This window comes from Acidobacteriota bacterium, from assembly GCA_004299485.1.
Classification (GTDB): Bacteria; Acidobacteriota; Terriglobia; order Terriglobales; family SCQP01; genus SCQP01.
Genome location: SCQP01000020.1, coordinates 135,103 through 151,720 on the forward strand (window position 1 = coordinate 135,103; position 16,618 = coordinate 151,720).

At 63.5% G+C, this 16,618-nt stretch carries 14 protein-coding genes; 10 read left to right on the forward strand and 4 right to left on the reverse strand.

Annotated features, from left to right (window positions below; translation table 11 throughout):
- Positions 1-12 precede the first annotated feature (12 nt).
- A complete protein-coding gene (locus tag EPN33_15045; GenBank protein ID TAN20680.1) occupies positions 13-2,670 on the forward strand; it encodes a serine/threonine-protein kinase in 2,658 nt (885 codons plus the stop codon).
- Here EPN33_15045 and EPN33_15050 read toward each other — a convergent pair.
- Positions 2,630-3,493 (reverse strand): class I SAM-dependent methyltransferase, encoded by an 864-nt coding sequence (locus EPN33_15050; protein ID TAN20681.1) that lies wholly within the window; start codon positions 3,491-3,493, stop codon positions 2,630-2,632. The genes EPN33_15045 and EPN33_15050 overlap by 41 nt on opposite strands.
- Positions 3,490-4,539: a flippase-like domain-containing protein gene (locus tag EPN33_15055; protein TAN20682.1), complete on the reverse strand. Its 1,050-nt coding sequence runs from the start codon at positions 4,537-4,539 to the stop codon at positions 3,490-3,492. The genes EPN33_15050 and EPN33_15055 overlap by 4 nt, the downstream gene beginning before the upstream one ends.
- Before the next feature lie 176 nt (positions 4,540-4,715).
- Here EPN33_15055 and EPN33_15060 point away from each other — a divergent pair, with 176 nt between their 5' ends.
- Genes EPN33_15060 through EPN33_15080 form a run of 5 tightly spaced genes read left to right on the forward strand, consistent with a single transcriptional unit; the run spans position 4,716 to position 8,541 of the window.
- Positions 4,716-5,339, forward strand: a complete 624-nt coding sequence (locus tag EPN33_15060; protein ID TAN20683.1) for a sigma-70 family RNA polymerase sigma factor — start codon at positions 4,716-4,718, stop codon at positions 5,337-5,339.
- Positions 5,336-6,025: a zf-HC2 domain-containing protein gene (locus tag EPN33_15065; protein TAN20684.1), complete on the forward strand. Its 690-nt coding sequence runs from the start codon at positions 5,336-5,338 to the stop codon at positions 6,023-6,025. Before EPN33_15060 ends, EPN33_15065 begins: the two co-directional genes overlap by 4 nt.
- Entirely contained in the window at positions 6,022-6,681 is a 660-nt protein-coding gene (locus EPN33_15070) for a hypothetical protein (protein TAN20685.1), read from the forward strand. The genes EPN33_15065 and EPN33_15070 overlap by 4 nt, the downstream gene beginning before the upstream one ends.
- Positions 6,682-6,720: 39 nt before the next feature.
- Positions 6,721-8,259 carry a hypothetical protein gene (locus EPN33_15075; GenBank protein ID TAN20686.1) on the forward strand — a complete coding sequence of 513 codons (1,539 nt, stop codon included), beginning with the start codon at positions 6,721-6,723 and terminating at the stop codon, positions 8,257-8,259.
- A gap of 12 nt (positions 8,260-8,271) precedes the next feature.
- Positions 8,272-8,541: a type II toxin-antitoxin system Phd/YefM family antitoxin gene (locus tag EPN33_15080; GenBank protein ID TAN20687.1), complete on the forward strand. Its 270-nt coding sequence runs from the start codon at positions 8,272-8,274 to the stop codon at positions 8,539-8,541.
- Positions 8,542-8,721: 180 nt separating this feature from the next.
- Here the strand turns inward: EPN33_15080 and EPN33_15085 are convergent, their stop codons facing one another.
- Entirely contained in the window at positions 8,722-11,829 is a 3,108-nt protein-coding gene (locus EPN33_15085; GenBank protein TAN20688.1) for an efflux RND transporter permease subunit, read from the reverse strand.
- Between the two features lie 9 nt (positions 11,830-11,838).
- The gene (locus tag EPN33_15090) at positions 11,839-12,987 is read right to left on the reverse strand and encodes an efflux RND transporter periplasmic adaptor subunit (protein ID TAN20689.1); all 1,149 of its coding nucleotides are present in this window, start codon (positions 12,985-12,987) and stop codon (positions 11,839-11,841) included.
- Between the two features lie 434 nt (positions 12,988-13,421).
- On the opposite strand from EPN33_15090, the gene EPN33_15095 reads away from it, so the two are divergent.
- The 4 genes from EPN33_15095 to tuf all read left to right on the forward strand — a co-directional run.
- A complete protein-coding gene (locus EPN33_15095; protein ID TAN20690.1) occupies positions 13,422-13,796 on the forward strand; it encodes a 30S ribosomal protein S12 in 375 nt (124 codons plus the stop codon).
- 15 nt (positions 13,797-13,811) lie between these two features.
- Positions 13,812-14,348, forward strand: coding sequence for a 30S ribosomal protein S7 (locus tag EPN33_15100; GenBank protein TAN20691.1), 537 nt, complete (start codon positions 13,812-13,814; stop codon positions 14,346-14,348).
- Positions 14,349-14,368: 20 nt separating this feature from the next.
- Entirely contained in the window at positions 14,369-16,465 is a 2,097-nt protein-coding gene (fusA, locus tag EPN33_15105) for an elongation factor G (protein TAN20692.1), read from the forward strand.
- A 27-nt stretch (positions 16,466-16,492) separates the two neighbouring features.
- A partial coding sequence (tuf, locus tag EPN33_15110; protein TAN20693.1) for an elongation factor Tu occupies positions 16,493-16,618 on the forward strand: 126 nt, incomplete at its 3' end.

The window sequence follows — 16,618 nt, forward strand, 5'->3', positions numbered from 1 at the left end:
CCCGCTGCTACCATGTGGTGCATGCCCCTCGCTTCCGGAACACGCCTCGGCTCGTATGAAATCCTCGCGCCGCTTGGCGCCGGAGGCATGGGCGAAGTCTATCGCGCGCGCGACACGCGCCTGCAGCGCGAGGTCGCCCTCAAAGTTCTCCCTGCGGCGCTGGCCTCCAACCCAGAGCGCGCCGCACGCCTCGAGCGCGAAGCGCACCTGCTCGCTGCGCTGAACCATCCGCACATCGCCGCCATTTACGGCTTTGAACACGGCGCCCTCGCGCTGGAGTTGATCGAAGGCGAGGCGCTCCAAGGCCCGCTTCCCCTCGGCGAGGCGCTGCCGCTCGCCCGCCAGATTTGCGAAGCCCTTGAGTACGCGCACGAGCGCGGCATTGTCCATCGCGATCTCAAGCCCGCCAACATCAAAGTCACTCCGGACGGTCAGATCAAGCTTCTCGATTTCGGCCTCGCCAAAGCGCTCGCCGCCGAAACCACTGCTTTCGATCTCGACAACTCCCCGACGCTCACCCATGCGCCGACGATGCCCGGCGTGATTCTGGGCACCGCGGCTTATATGGCGCCGGAGCAGGCCAAGGGCAAAGCGGTGGATCGCCGCGCCGACATCTGGGCCTTCGGCTGCGTCCTGTTCGAGCTGCTCAGTGGCAAGCAAGCCTTCCATGGGGAAACGGTCACCGAAATTCTGGCTGCGCTGATCACACAGGATCCCGACTGGTCGCAGTTGCCCGACAAAACACCGGCTGCGGTTCGCGCGCTGCTCGTCCGCTGCCTCACAAAAGATCCGCGCCAGCGCCTGCAAGCCATCGGCGATGCCCGCATCGCGCTCGACGAAGCCACGGCCGAACCTGCGGAGGACAGCCCCGTGACGGCTGCGCGCGACACCCGGCCACATTGGCCGTGGATTACTGCCTGTGTCGTGCTCGCTATCGCCGTTGCCGTAGCCCTGCTGTTTCGCCCCTCGGCATCCGCCGCCCGCTCCCTTCGGTTTGGCATCGACGCTCCCGCCGGCGGCAACTTTACCTACGGCCTCGCCCTCTCGCCTGATGGCACCCGCCTGGTATTTGCGGCGACCGATGCCAGCGGCGCCGAGTCCCTGTGGCTGCGGCCGCTCGATTCGCTCACGGCAACGCGGCTCTCCGGGACAACCGATGGACAATTTCCCTTCTGGTCGCCCGACGGCTCTGCCATTGGCTTTTTTGCCAACGGTTCCCTGAAGCGTTTCGACTTCTCGACCCATGCAGTACGCTCGCTATGCAGCGTCTCCTCCGCGGGCGCGCGCGGCGGAAGCTGGGGGTCGAGCGGCGTCATCCTCTTCGCCCCTGATGTCTCCGGGCCAATTATGAAAGTCTCTGCTGACGGTGGCACGCCTGCCCCCGCCACCGTCCTCGGCCCGCATCAGGGCAGCCAACGCTGGCCTGAATTTCTTCCCGACGGCCAGCATTTCCTGCTGGATGCCGAAGGTTACTCCGGGCCCTCCGCGGTCGCTCTCGGCTCACTCAGCTCCACCGCGACCGTCAACCTCGTTGCTATGCCTGCGGCGGATAGCCGTGCCATCTACGCGAACGGCTATCTCCTCTACGCCAGCGCCGATGCCCTGGTCGCACAAAAATTCGATCTCAAGACGCTGCGCACGACCGCTGCGCCCACGCCCATTGCCCAAGGCGCCGCTCCCGCGGACGTCAACGGACCGACTGGATACCTCGCCCTCACCGCCTCCGCCTCCGGCCTGCTGTCCTATCGCGGCAGCTCTGCTTCCACGTCCCAGCTTCAGCTCGTCGATCGCTCGGGCAAGCTCCTGCGTACGTTCGGGACCACAGGCCGCTACGAATCCACCGCACTATCGCCCGATGGCAAGCGCCTGGCAGTTTCGCTCGCCAATCCGGACACCCCCGGCGCATCCGATCTCTGGCTGATAGACCTGGCTACGAACGCTCGCACCCGCTTCACGTTTGACCATGCCAATAACAACGACCCGGAGTGGTCGCCCGATGGCCGCTGGATCTACTTCGGCTCCAACCTGCACGGCTCTTACGCCATCTACCGCAAACCGTCCGACGGCTCGCAGCCCGCGACGCTGGTCTTCGGCGGCGGGACCATCGACTCGCCCGACTCGTTTACGCCGGACGGCCGCACCCTCCTCGTCGATGTCACCGGAGGCGCTTCGCCCGGCACCCAAATCTACGCGTTTCCCATCGGCCCCGAGCCACTCGCCCAACTGGGCAAGCCCACGCTATACCCCACGGCCTCTGCGCGTGCGCTTGATTCGTCGCTCTCGCCCGACGGCCACTGGGTCGCCTACGAGTCCGACGGCAGCGGCGGCAGTGCCATGGACATCTTCGTCGCCGATTTTCCGCGCCACGCCGGCCAATGGCAGCTTTCCTACCACGGCGGCTTCTGGCCCTACTGGAGTCCCGACGGCCGCGAGATCTACTTCGTTTCCGCCGGCCATCTCATGACGGTGAACGTCACTATGGGCGCAGTTCCGAGCTTTTCTCCGCCGCGGGCGCTGTTTCCGTTCCATCCCGCGGCTGACGCCACCGAGTCTACCGCCGATTATGCGGTTCTCCCCGGCGGACGCCAGTTCATCCTGGATCAGCTCGCCTCAACCAGCCAATCGCCCGTCACCGTCCTAACCCACTGGACTGCGACCCTGCCGCATTAGCCCTTAGCCACTGTGCTGCTTCCGGAATCGCGTGCGGCGTCCGCGCCACCGCCAGTTTGTAGCGCAGTTTATTCAGGCCGCGATTCGCTTGCGGCGGCGTTACCCGCCGCAGCAAACGCTCCGCGCTCCGCTTCAATTTCGTCCGCTCCGCCTGCCAGTTCACCCCGTCACCAGGACGATATTGTGCCCAGGCAATCGAGTGAAAAAAGCCCGCCGGTCCGAAGCGGTCGTCACTCAGCATGCGCTCGGCAAAGACGCGGATGGGTCCTTCAAAAAAATGCAGCGTGTCATGCACCGCGACGATGCCGCCGGGTACTAGAAAAGGTGCAAAGGCATCGAAATCAGCGCGCGCTCCCTCCCAGGTATGGTCGCCATCAATCCACAGCAGCCGGATCGGCCGCGCCCAGCTCCTTGCCGCTTCCGCCGACGTCTCCCGATGCACCTCGACCCACTCCCTCACGCCCGCGCGCTCGATCGCCCCCAAGAACGCCTCGTACGACGACCCCTCCGCCAACCCCGGGTCGGTCGCCGCAGGCGCGGTATGCGGGTCGACACTGACCAACGGCGGCAAGCCCAACTCCTGCGCCACGGTCGCCAGTGCCACTGCCGATTTCCCCTTGAAGCTTCCAATTTCCAGCATCACCGCAGGATCATCTGCGCCCACCGCCAACGCCGCTCCACACGCCAGCATGACCAGCGCCCTGAGTTCCCGCTCCCCAATGAACCCGGCGACCCCGCGCCCTCGACCCCACGCGCGGTCCGCAATGCCATCGGTCCGCCGCGCATCGCTGACCCCTGGCCCCTGATCCCTGACCCCTGTCACCCCTCCGTTGCCCCCGCGTCTTCCGCCTCTTCCTCCAGACCACGCCACGACACGCCTTCATGCGTCGCCAGTCCCACGCCCCAGGGCGCGATGGCGTAGAAGCACACCAGCCAGATGATCAGCGCCGCGCTGGTAGCGGCCGCGGAGTCGGCTCCAAAAATTTTCGTCAGCCCGAAAATCGTCACCACCTGAAAACCGCCGCCCACGGCCGGTAACTGCGCGATCGAACCGATCGCCGTCAGTCCCATCAACAGCACGCCGCCGGACAGGGCAAACCCGGGCAGCATGTCCGGATACGCCTTCACCACCATCCACATGACCCCGCTCACCACGATCCACAACGCCAGCGTCATGGCAATGATGAACAGCAGGGTCCGCCCGCGCTTCAGGCCTTCCAACCCCTGGGCCAACATCTCCAGAAAGTGCAGATAGCGCCGGCGCCAGCTCCAGGGGTGCTGCTCTTGCCTCCGCCGCAGCCACGCCAGCCAACGCGGGGCGTTGCGATGAAATAAATACATCATCAATACGATCAACGCCACCCCGGCGACAACGACGATGCCGGCCTTGTGAATCGCACCCTGTAATCCGCCGTTGCGCGTCAATTCCTTGATCGCCGGTGACAGGCCCAGATCCAGCGCCACCAGTAGCACCACTCCCACCATGTCAAACACCCGCTCCATCACCCACACCACCAACTGCGGCGAGAGCTTGTTGTCGTGTTTGCGGCCGATATAATAGGGCCGGACCAGTTCGCCCGCGCGCCCCAGGAAGGCCAGGCTGGTGAAGCCAACCACAGTCCCCTTGAGAATTGGTTTGAACTTGCCCGGCGGGGACATCAGGGCCTGCCAGCGCCAGGTGCGGATGACGTAACTGGCATAGATCAGCACCACGGAACCGACGATGTACCATCCTTCTGCCTGACTGGTTGCCGCCCACACCTTCTCCAAGCTAAACTGCCTCCACTCCGGGCTATGATGGAACTGCCAAATCAACAGCACCACCACGGCCACGAGTAAGAGGCTGAAAAGAATGCGTTTACGGTTCATCGAGGAGTCGGCGCGGCATACGCCCTGAACAAGTATAAAGGTTCTCCTCGCTCCACCGATCTGCACTGAACTTAGCCCCTGCAAATTGCGTTTATAGAGGTGTGAGCGCTGCCACAGTTTGGACCAACCCGAGACTTCTGGCGCATGCCCGTCCGAGCCCAAAGAGGCCGGTCGCGATGGCAGTGGCGCCCGCGCTGCTTCCCGAGGTGCGCGTGAACGACCGGCACTTGGTCGACCGCTGCCTGTCCGGCGACGCGGCGGCGTGGGACGAAGTGGTGCGCCAGCACTCGCGCCGCGTGTACAACCTTTGCTTCCGCTTCACGGGCCGCGCCGTCGATGCTGAGGATTTGGCGCAGGAGGTGTTCATTCGCCTCTTCCGCAATTTGGCCAATTACCGCGCCGAAGTCGGTTCGCTTTCCACTTGGTTGACGACGCTCACGCGCAATTTGCTGATCGATCACTACCGCCGCTCCAAGCCCGACCGCCTCACCGACCCGCTCGAAACCGAAAACGCCGAAGGCGAGCCGGTGGCCGCGACCCTCGCCGCGCCCGGCCGTGCCGCCGACCACCAGGTCTGGGGCAGGGAAGTGCAAGAGCACGTGCAACGGGCGCTGTTGAAGCTGTCACCGGAGCTGCGCGAAGCAATTATTTTGCGCGACTTGCAGGATTTGGATTATAAAGAAATCGCCACCGTGCTCCGGCTTCCGGAGGGCACGGTGAAAAGCCGCATCAACCGGGGACGGATCGAGCTGGCACGTCTGCTGCGGCCCAGCCTGGGGATCATGGAGAACAAAGCATGAGCACGAATACGCCAACTTGGACGTGTGCTCAATTCGAAGGCGTGTTGAGCGAGTATCGCGAGGGCACGTTGCCCGACGCGCTGGCGGCCCTGGCGCGTCAGCATGTCAGCGAGTGCGCCGCCTGCACCGAACTGGTGGCTGCGGTTGCGAGCGCGCAGGCACAACTGGCCGCGCTTCCGGATCTCGCGCCGCCGCCGCAACTGGTGGCGAATATCATCGCCCGGACACTGCCCGCCAGCCCGCTGCTGCACGGCCGCCGCGCCGTCCGCGCCGCCATGGCGGGCCGCCGCAGCGGCTGGGCTGCCGTCTGGGCCTCGTTGACTTCGCCCCGCTTTGCGTTGGGCGTGGCGATGTCGGTTTTTGCCATCGCGCTGCTGCTCAACGCGGCTCAGATCAACCTGCGTCAGGTCTTCCGTTCCGGCGGCGCCGGGCAGTTGAGCCCAGCGGCGCTTACCAGCAGCATTACCCGCAATATCAACCGTACCTGGGCGCGTGGTGTGGCCTATTATCACGACTTGCGCGTCGTCTACGAAATCGAAGCGGCGATTCACCAGATGCGTCAATCCGCGCCGGCTGCGGGCGCTGCCGGAAGCGGCCATAATCGCAGCGACCGCGGGTCGGCCACGGGCCCCGACCTGGCCGAAAATGTGTTGCCGACCGATATGTTCTGGAGAACCATCCAATGAACTGCTACCTCCATCCCGACCGCGAGGCCACGGCCTACTGCCGCACCTGCGGCCGTCCGTTGTGCGCCGATGATCAGCGCGAAATTTACGGCGTCATCTACTGCCAGGACTGTCTGGCACGCCAGGCGGGCATGACGCCGCCGGCGCCGGCCCCAACTGCGGGTGCGGCTGCGACCGCCGCCGTGGCGCCTGCGTACGCCCCCCCGGCGGGCCACGTCCCCAGTCCCGGGCTGGCGCTCGCGCTGGGCTTCATCCCCGGCGTGGGCGCGGTCTACAACGGCCAGTACCTGAAGGCCTTTGTGCAGGTGGTGATCTTCGCCTTCCTCATCGCCATGGAAAACTCGGGCAATGGGGCCGTGGATACATTTTTCGGCCTGGCCATTGCGGCGTTTTATTTCTACATGGTCATTGACTCTTACCGCACGGCCAAGCAGTTGGAAGCCGGCCAGCCGGTCCAGGACGTTTTCAACCTCGGTAGCGTCTCGACCGTGAACGCTCCTGTCGCTGCCATCATTCTTATCGTCATCGGCGTGATCTTTCTGCTGCGCAGCCTCGGCTTCTTCTATTACGATTCCTCGCGCTACTTCTGGCCGGCGATCCTGATCGCCATTGGCGTCTACGTCCTGGTCCGGCAGCAAAAGAAAGCTAAACCCTAGCGTCCACACTGACCCCCTGGCCCCTGACCTCTGGCCCCTATGTCCACCCACCCCCAGCCCGCTGCTTCCCCGTGCTCCTGCCCGGCCTGCCGGTTCCGCCGCGTCGCCGGGCCGCTGGTGCTCATTGCCATTGGCGTGTTGTTGTTCGTCCACATGCTGCCCGGCGGGCTCTCTACGGCCGCCATGGTCGGAGCCTTCCTCGTCTTCGTGGGCGCGCTCGGTCTCGTCGTCCGTCTGCTGCCGCGGCCGTTGGGGCATCCGCTAGCCGCCAGTATTTTCTTTCCGCTGCTGCTGCTGGTCGTTGGCGTGCTGATTCTGGTCCGCCATGCGCTACCGCAAATGCCGGTAGGTGCCTGGGTCGCCAACTACTGGCCGCTGCTGCTGATTCTTTGGGGCCTGACGCGCCTGGTCGAGCACTTTGTCCGCCCTGCGCGGACGCGCACAGGTCTGTCGGGCGGCGAAGTCGTGCTGGTGATTGTGGTGGTGGTTTGTGGGCTGCTGTTCAGCGGCGCCTATCATTTCCGGCAGTCGCGGCTGGCTGATTACTGGGGTGTCAATGTTGACCGCTGGAATCCTTTCCTCGAGAGCTATCAGTTTTCCGCGAGCGCCCACGCCACCGTGGCCCCCGGCGCGCCGCCCGTAGTAGTGGTGCGCGGGTATCGCGGCGATGTGACCATCACTTCCGGTCCTGCCGGCTCGATCGCCGCATCGGTCTCCGATACGGTTCATGCCGAGGACCAGGGTCATGCGCAGGATCTGTTTCAGCAGGCGCAGCCGCAAATCCGCCAGGAGAACGGCCAGTGGCTGGTGCTGCCTTCCGGCGACTATGACCGGCGGACGGTGCGGACGGATCTGAAACTCACGCTGCCGCCCTCCGCGCCGCTGACAGTGCAGGTCGCGGTCGGCGATATTACTATTCCGGCGTGGAAGGCGGAGCTCGACCTGCAAACTAACCACGGTTCCATCACCGCCAACGGCGCCGACGGCAACGTGCAGATCAACTCCGGCCACGGCTCCGTGCAACTCGCTCACGTGCGGGGCAACGTCAGCATCATTGGCGGCGGCGGCGACATTTCCGTCGCCAACGTCAGTGGAGCGACGCTACTGCAGGGCGAGTACGTCGGCTCGCTGCAATTTGCCAACCTCGCTGGCGGCCTGCAGTTCCACAGCAGCCGCACCGACCTCGACATCGCCGCGCTGTCGGGCTCGCTCACCTACGATCTCGGTGAAATCGCCATCACCAACGCCAGCAACATCACTCTCCGTACCCGCAATGTCGAGATCAAAATCGAGGACTTCCGCGGCCCGCTGCAGGTCGTGAACCGCAACGACTCGGTTCGCATTGCGGCTTCCACGCCGCCCACCGCACCGATTACCGTGGTGAATCGCGACGCCGACGTATCGCTCAGCCTGCCCGCCGCGAGCCGTTTTCATCTCATCGCCACCGCCCGCGACGGCAACGTCGACAACCGCTTCGGCGACGCCTCCCAGGCCGACTCGCCTCAGATCACCCTCTCCACCTCCAGCGGCACCGTCTCCGTGCGTGCCACCGCGACCGACAACAGCAGCAATCACTAGTCTGGCGATCGAATGCCCGGGCTGGGTGGTGGATTATTCTGGACGAGGGATCGCCATGAAAAAATGGACGCTGCGGATTTCAGGGCTCATTACCTTGCCGTCATGGGCAAGGTCTCGCGGAGTGGATGCCCCATCATAATTACCAGGAACGGCAAGCCCGTGGTGAAGCTGGTCCCCGCTTCCGAGGGCGAGGATGAGATGTTCGGGGCACTGGCAGGCATCGCCAGGATCAAGGGAGATGTGGAGAACACTATCTCCGCGATCAATTGGGAAGTGGAATAATCCTTCTCGATACGCATATTCTCATTTGGCTCCTGATCGCCCCCCGATAAGCTTTCGCCTCAAGAAAAGACAACCATCATGGCAGCCCGCAAATCCGGGCCGCTTGCTCTTTCGGCGATTAGCCTTTGGGAGATCGCGTGGCTAGTTGAGAACAAGAGGTGGTCAGCGGGAGCGGTGCGGCTAGCCGGCCGCGTGGGCGCGTTCGCGGGCGCTCTCGATGATGACGTAGAGCACGGGGATGAAGACCAGGTTCAGGAACGTCGACAGAATCATGCCGCCCACGACCGTGGTGCCCACCGAGCGCTGGCCGGCCGAGCCGGCCCCGGTGGCGAACAGTAGCGGCAGCATGCCCAGGATGAAGGCCAGCGAGGTCATCAGAATCGGCCGCAGCCGCACCCGCGCCGCCTCCAGCGCCGCCTCCACCAGCGGATGTCCGCGCTTGCGTAACTGCTCGGCAAACTCCACGATCAGAATCGCGTTTTTCGCCGCGAGGCCGATCAGCATGATCAGCCCGATCTCGCAGTAGATGTCGTCCTGCAGGCCCCGCAGCCCCTGCAGGCCCAACCCTCCCAGCAGCGCCACGGGAACCCCCAGCATGACGATGAACGGCAGAAACCAGCTCTCGTACTGCGCCGCCAGCACCAGAAACACCACCAGAATCCCCAGCCCAAACAGCAGCCCCGTCTTGCCGGCCGATTCAATCTGTTCCAGCGAAATCCCTGTCCACGCAAAGGTGAACCCGGTCGGCAGCGCCTTATTGGCAACCTGCTCCATCGCCTGAATCGCCTGGCCGCTCGAGATGCCGGACTGCGGGCTGCCGTCAATTTCGGTTGCCCGGAAAATGTTGTAGTGCGGAATCACCTGCGCCGTCGTCGTCTCGCTGATCGAGATCAGGCTGGCCAGCGGAATCATCTGTCCGCCGGTGCTGCGCACGTAGTACTGCCCGATATCTTTCGGATTGTTGCGGAAATCCGCGCTCGCCTGCACGTACACGCGATAGGTGCGGTTGTTGAAATCGAAGTTGTTGACGTACACCGACCCCATGTAGCCTTCGAGCGTGCTCGCGATCTGACCCAGTGGCACGCCCAGGCTCTTCGCCTTCTCGCGGTTGATCGCCACGATAAACTGCGGATCATTCGCGGTAAAGCTGCTGAACAGCCCCGTCAGCCGCGGGTCCTGATTGCCCGCGTTCACCACCGCTTCGGTGGCATCGTACAACTGCTGTGGCGTGTGCCCGCCCTGATCCAGCACTTCAAACTGGAATCCACCAAACTGGCTCAGCCCCTGAATCGGCGGGGGCAAAAAAGGAATCACCATCGCCCCGGGGATCATGAACAGTTCTCCCCGCAGCCGGTTCACCACCGCCTCGGCCGAGTGCGCCGGGCCCTTGCGCTCCTTGAACGGCTTCAGGCTGACGAATATCATGCCCCCGTTCGGCGCCGCGCCGGTGAAACTGAATCCGGCCACGGCCACATCGCCCGCCACCTCAGGCTGCTTCGCCAGCACCGCCTCCGCCTGATGCGCGATCGATTGCGTATAGCTCAGCGAAGCTCCCGGCGGCGCCTGGACGATAAGAAAGAAGTAGCCCATGTCTTCCGCCGGCAAAAACGCCGTCGGCACCACGGTATAGACCCAGAATGTCGCCCCCAGCGCCACCACAAAGAACGCCAGCACCACCCAGCGCCACCGGATCAGCGCTCCCAGCCAGCGCCGGTAGCCATGCGCGAACGCGGTTATGCCGCGGTTGATCAGGCCCCACAGCCCATGCTTGCCCTCCGGCTTGTGCCGCAGCAGCAGCGCCGACAGCGACGGCGACAGCGTCACCGAGTTGAATACCGACAGCGCCACCGCAAACGCAATCGTCAATCCGAACTGCCGGAACAAAATCCCCGTCGTGCCCGGAAACAGCGACACCGGCACAAACACCGAAATCAGCGCCAGTCCGGTCGCCACCAGCGCGCCGGTGACTTCCGACATCGCCACCGACGTTGCCCGGTGTGGCACCGTCACCCCTTCCGACAAATGCCGCTCGACGTTCTCCACCACCACGATCGCGTCATCGACCACCAGCCCCGTCGCCAGAATCACGGCGAACAGGGTCAGCATGTTGATCGAGAATCCAAACCCCTTCACGAAGATGAAAGCCCCGATCAGCGACACCGGAATCGTGCAGCCCGGAATGACCGTCGTTCGCCAGTCCTGCAGGAAGAAAAACATCACCACGATCACGATGATGATCGTCTCGATCAGCGTGATCAGTACGTCTTTGATGCCTTCACTCACCGCGGTTGTCGAATTGAACGCAATCGCGTATTTCAGTCCCGGCGGGAAGTTCTTCGACAGCTTCGCCAGCTCCGCCTGCGCCGCCGTATTCACCGCCAGCGCGTTCGCCCCCGGCAGTTGGCTTACGGCAACGCCTACCCCCTGCATCCCGTTGTAGTCAATCGCTGTACTGTAATCCTGCGCCCCCAGATCGGCGTGGCCCACGTCGCTGAGCTTCACCAGGGTGCCGTTCTTTTCCGTCTTCAGAATAATGTTGTTGAACTCGGCCGGCGTCGACAGCCGTCCCGTCGTGCGCACGCTGATTTCGTAGCTCTGCCCCGGCGGCGCCGGCGGCGCGCCCACCAGGCCAGCTCCGACCGCGACGTTCTGCTCCTGCACTGCGCTCAGGACGTCGCTGGCCGTCAGGCCGCGCGCCGCCAGCTTTGCCGGATCGAGCCAGATGCGCATGGCGTAGATCTGCGCCCCGAATACGATCGCGTCGCTGACGCCGGGCACCCGCTTCAGCGCGTCGGTAACGTTCACGTCCAGGTAGTTGCTGATGAACAGGTTGCTGTACTGGTTATTGGGCGAGTAGAACCCCGCCACGAACACAAACCCGCCCGCCCCCGGCGCCTTCCGTATGTCCAATCCCTGCTGCGTGACGGAGGCCGGCAGCAATCCGAGTACACTCTGCACCCGGTTCACCACGTCCACCTGCGCCAGGTCCAGATCGGTGCCCACGTTGAAGGTGACGGTAATCGACGCCACCCCCTGATTGGTGCTGCTCGAGGTCAGGTACCTCAACCCCTGGACACCGTTGATGGCCCGCTCCAGCGGCACCGTCACCGCCGATTCCACCTCTTCCGCGTTCGCTCCGATATAGGCCGCCGTCACCTGCACCGCCGGTGGCGCAATCGTTGGATACTGCGAGACCGGCAGCGAAGGAATCGAAATCGCTCCCGCCAGTACGATCAGCAGCGCCAGCACGCTGGCGAAGATCGGGCGGCGGATAAAAAAATCAACCATGCGATCCTGCTATTTCCCTGGTTTGCCCTTAAATCCGCCCGGCGGCATAGGCAGGACCGGCATCCCTTCGCGCAAAATCTGGTGCTGCGACACGATCACCATCTGGCCCGCAAGCAGCCCCGACAGCACCTCGACGTTGTTGCCCGTAATGGCTCCCAGCGAAACCTGCAACTGATGCACGACGAAGCCCTTGCGTCCGTTTTGGGTCACCGGTTGCGCCAAATCGAGGAATGCCCCGCCCGCTTCCTGCACCACCGCCAGCACCGGCACTTGAAATCCCTGATGTGTGCCCCAGGTAATGCGCGCCTGCACGTACTGTTGCGTGCGCAGATTGGCTGCATTTTCCGGGGGAATGGCTGCTTTCGCCAGGATCGTCTGGGTGGCGGGATCGACTTGCGGCGAAACAAAAAAGATCCGGGTATGCGCCAGCACCTGTCCCTGTGCGTTCAAGACCCCGACGGCCAATCCCGAGCGCAATTTGCCCGATTGCTCCAGTGGCACCTGGACATAGACCTGTGTGCCTTGCGTGGAGTCGAGCGTCGTCAGCGTGGTGCCCGTCTGCACCGTGTCGCCCACGCGCACCGGAATGTCGCCCACGATGCCTTCCCGGGGCGCGGTGATCTTGTAATACCCCAGCGTCACCTTTGCTTGCTGGATCTGCGCCTCCAGCGCGCTGAGCTGCGCTGTCGCCGTGTTATGGGCGGACTGCGCCTGCTGCAGGTCCATCAGTGTTCCGATTTTTTCGTCGTACAGCGCCTTCGCCCGTGCCAACTGCTGTTGATCGAACTGCAGGGTCGAGGCTTGCGCGGTGCGTGCGTGTTCCAGATTGGCGACCTGGGCCGCCTGCGCCTCGGGATTGATCTGCATCAGCAGTTGTCCTTGGCGCACGCGTTCGCCCGAACTGACGTTGATGGATTGCAGCACGCCCGTTACTTGCGGGGAGATGGTCGTCGAGCTCAGCGACTGAATTGAGGCCACATACGTCGAGGTATCTGGAATCGCTTCTCTCTGCGCGACCTGCACTTGCACCGGCATGGCCTGCATGGCCGCACTGGCCTGGGCCCCTGCCGGCGTATTTTTCTTTTCACCGCCACAGTTCGCTAGCGCCACTAGCAAAACAATTATTGCGGTCCAGCCCAGAAGCCTTCTTTTATGCATCCGCTCCCACCACACAAGAACCTTCAGGTTAGCATGTCACGCTAAACCCTATATAACGACTCGGGACCTCTATGTGTGACACCCTGGTGCGAACTGCACGCTATCGAGGGTTCGGCTGACAAGCTGATCCGCTGATCTGCTGAGCAGGCTGCCCGCGTTGACACTCAACCCACAATTTGTGGTACGATACAAAGGTTTTCACGAGGAGCTTGGCCGCACGGGCTAACCCCTGCGCGGCGATTGGTTTTCCCCTCGCTCAGCCGAGTCGACTACCCTGCACCCGCAGGGCTATGGCGCGGCCGCCAAGGCGAAACGGGGCTGACTCGTGCTCTCCGGAGCACGGCGTTCGGCATGCCGTCGTCTGGATCTTGTGGGATCGAGAATTTGCTCGGAAGGGAAAGCTGTCGCGGTTTGACGCGACGGCGGACGCGTCTATGCCTACTTTTCATCAGCTCGTGCGCCAGGGCCGCCAGAAGGCGCGCTATAAGACCGCCTCGCCGGCACTGCAGAGCTGCCCGCAAAAGCGCGGCGTCTGCACGCGCGTCTACACCCAGACGCCCAAGAAGCCCAACTCCGCGTTGCGCAAGGTGGCCCGCGTCCGCCTCACCAACGGCGTCGAAGTGACCACCTACATCCCCGGCATCGGCCACAACCTGCAGGAGCACTCGATCGTGCTCATCCGCGGCGGCCGCGTCAAGGATCTGCCCGGCGTTCGCTATCACGTCGTGCGCGGCACCATGGATGCCGTCGGCGTCGCCAACCGCAAACAGTCCCGCTCGAAATACGGCGCCAAGCGCCCCAAGGCCTAGCCCGACGAGGTTTTCATGCCACGCAAAGGTCACATCGAAAAACGTGAAGTCGCTCCCGACGCCATCCACGATTCGCGCCTGGTGGAGAAGTTCATCAACTCCATGATGTGGGACGGCAAAAAATCCACCGCCCAGGCCATCTTCTACGGCGCCCTGGAGCGCGTTGGCGAAAAGGCGCCCAAGCCGGAAGCGAAGCCGGAAGCTGCGGCGGAGTCTGCCGCCGAGGGCGAGGCCGCCGAGGAAGGCAGCGACGCCCTGAAAGTCTTCAAACGCGCGGTCGAAAACGTCAAGCCTGTGGTGGAAGTCAAAACCCGCCGCGTCGGCGGCGCCAACTATCAGGTTCCGATCGAGGTCAACCCGACCCGCCGGGTTTCGCTTGCGGTCCGCTGGATCATCTCCAATGCGCGCGGCCGGGGCGAAAAGGGCATGGTCGACAAGCTCGCCAATGAAATTCTCGACGCCGCCAACAATCGCGGCGGCGCCGTCAAAAAACGTGAAGACGTGCACCGCATGGCCGAAGCCAACCGTGCCTTCGCCCATTACCGCTGGTAAACAGGAAGTACTGATTTTTCATGGCTCGTCAAGTTCCACTTCCGCGCAACCGCAACATCGGCATCATGGCCCACATCGATGCCGGCAAGACCACTACGACGGAGCGCATCCTTTATTACACCGGCATCACCCACCGCATTGGCGAGGTGCATGAGGGCACCGCCACGATGGACTGGATGGCGCAGGAGCAGGAGCGCGGCATTACTATCACCAGCGCCGCCACCACCTGCTACTGGCACGACATCCGCATCAACATCATTGATACGCCCGGCCACGTCGATTTCACCGCCGAAGTCGAGCGCTCGCTGCGCGTGCTCGACGGCGCGGTGGCGCTGTTTGACGGCGTGCATGGCGTCGAGCCACAGTCGGAAACCGTCTGGCGGCAGGCGGACAAGTATGGCGTGCCCCGTATCTGCTTCGTGAATAAGATGGATCGGGCCGGCGCCGACTTTGCCCATGCCCTCGGCACCATCCATACCCGCCTGCATGCGCCGGCCGTCGCCATCCAGGTCCCGATTGGCCACGAGGACGGCTTCCGCGGCGTCGTCGATCTGCTCACGATGAAGGCCATCACCTGGCGCGATGAGACCTTGGGCGCCAAGTTCGATGAGGGCGAAATTCCCGCCGAGCTGGCCGATCTCGCCCGCACCTACCACGAACAGATGGTCGAGCGCATCGTCGAGTGCGACGACACGCTGTTGGAAAAGTACATGAACGGCGAACCGATTGCGCCGGAAGAGCTGAAGGCCAGCCTGCGCCGCTCAGTCATCGCCATGAAGCTGTTCCCGGTGCTGTGCGGCTCTTCATTCAAGAACAAGGGCGTGCAGCCGCTGCTCGATGCGGTGGTCGATTACCTGCCCTCGCCGCTGGACGTGCCTGCCGTCACCGGCACCGACGAAAAGGGCCAGGAGGTCACCCGCGCCGCCGATGACAACGCGCCGTTTTCTGCGCTCGTCTTCAAGATCATGACCGACCCGTTCGTGGGCCAGTTGGCATTCATTCGCGTCTACAGCGGCCATCTCGATACCGGCCTGTCGGTCTGGAATTCGACCAAGCAGAAGCGTGAGCGCATCGGCCGCCTGCTCAAGATGCACGCCAATAAGCGTGAGGAGATCAGCGACGTCTGGGCCGGCGATATCGCCGCCTGCGTCGGCCTCAAGACGGTCTCCACCGGCGACACTATCTGCGACGAAGATCATTCCGTTCTGCTCGAATCGATCGAGTTTCCCATGCCCGTCATCGATGTGGCCGTCGAACCCAAGACGAAGAGCGATCAGGAAAAAATGGGCCAGGCGCTGGGCAAGCTGGCGCAGGAGGATCCCACCTTCCGCGTCCATAGCGACGCCGAGACGGGCCAGACCATCATCAGCGGCATGGGCGAGCTGCACCTGGAAATTCTGGTTGACCGCATGATGCGCGAGTTTGGCGTCGAGGCCAACGTGGGCAAGCCACAAGTCGCCTACCGGGAAACCATCCGCCAGAAGGCCGAAGCCGAAGGTAAATATATCCGTCAGACCGGCGGCCGCGGCCAGTACGGCCACGTCAAAATCACCATCGAGCCCGGCGAAACCGGCGCTGGCTTCATCTTCGAAAACGATATCGTCGGCGGCGCCATCCCCAAGGAGTTCATCAAGCCGGTGGAGAAGGGCATTGAGGAAGCCATGGAGGGCGGCGTGCTCGCCGGCTACCCGATGAAGGACATCAAAGTCTCGCTCTACGACGGCAGTTTCCACGAGGTGGACTCGAGCGAGGTCGCCTTCAAGATCGCCGGCTCCATGGCCTTCAAGGAAGCCGCCAAAAGAGCCAAGCCGGTGCTGCTCGAACCCGTGATGAAGGTCGAAGTCGTGGTACCCGATGAGCAGAACTACATCGGCGCCATCACCGGCGACCTCTACCGCCGCCGCGGCCGCATCGAAGGCACCGAACCCCGCGCCGGCAGCCAGATCATCCGCGCCCTGGTCCCGCTCAGCGACATGTTCGGCTATGCCACGGAAATGCGCTCCGCCACCCAGGGCCGCGCCAGCTACACCATGCATTTTGCCCATTACGAAGAGGTGCCCAAGGCCCTCTCAGAAGAAATCATGGCCCGTGTTCAGGGCCGCGAGGTGAAAAGGTAGACCGATCTCAGCTAGGAGCACGATTCTATGGCGAAAGAAAAATTTGACCGTTCCAAGCCGCACGTAAACGTGGGCACGATTGGGCACATCGATCACGGCAAGACGACGCTGACGGCGGCGATCACGAAGGTGCTGGCGAAGCACGATCCGAAA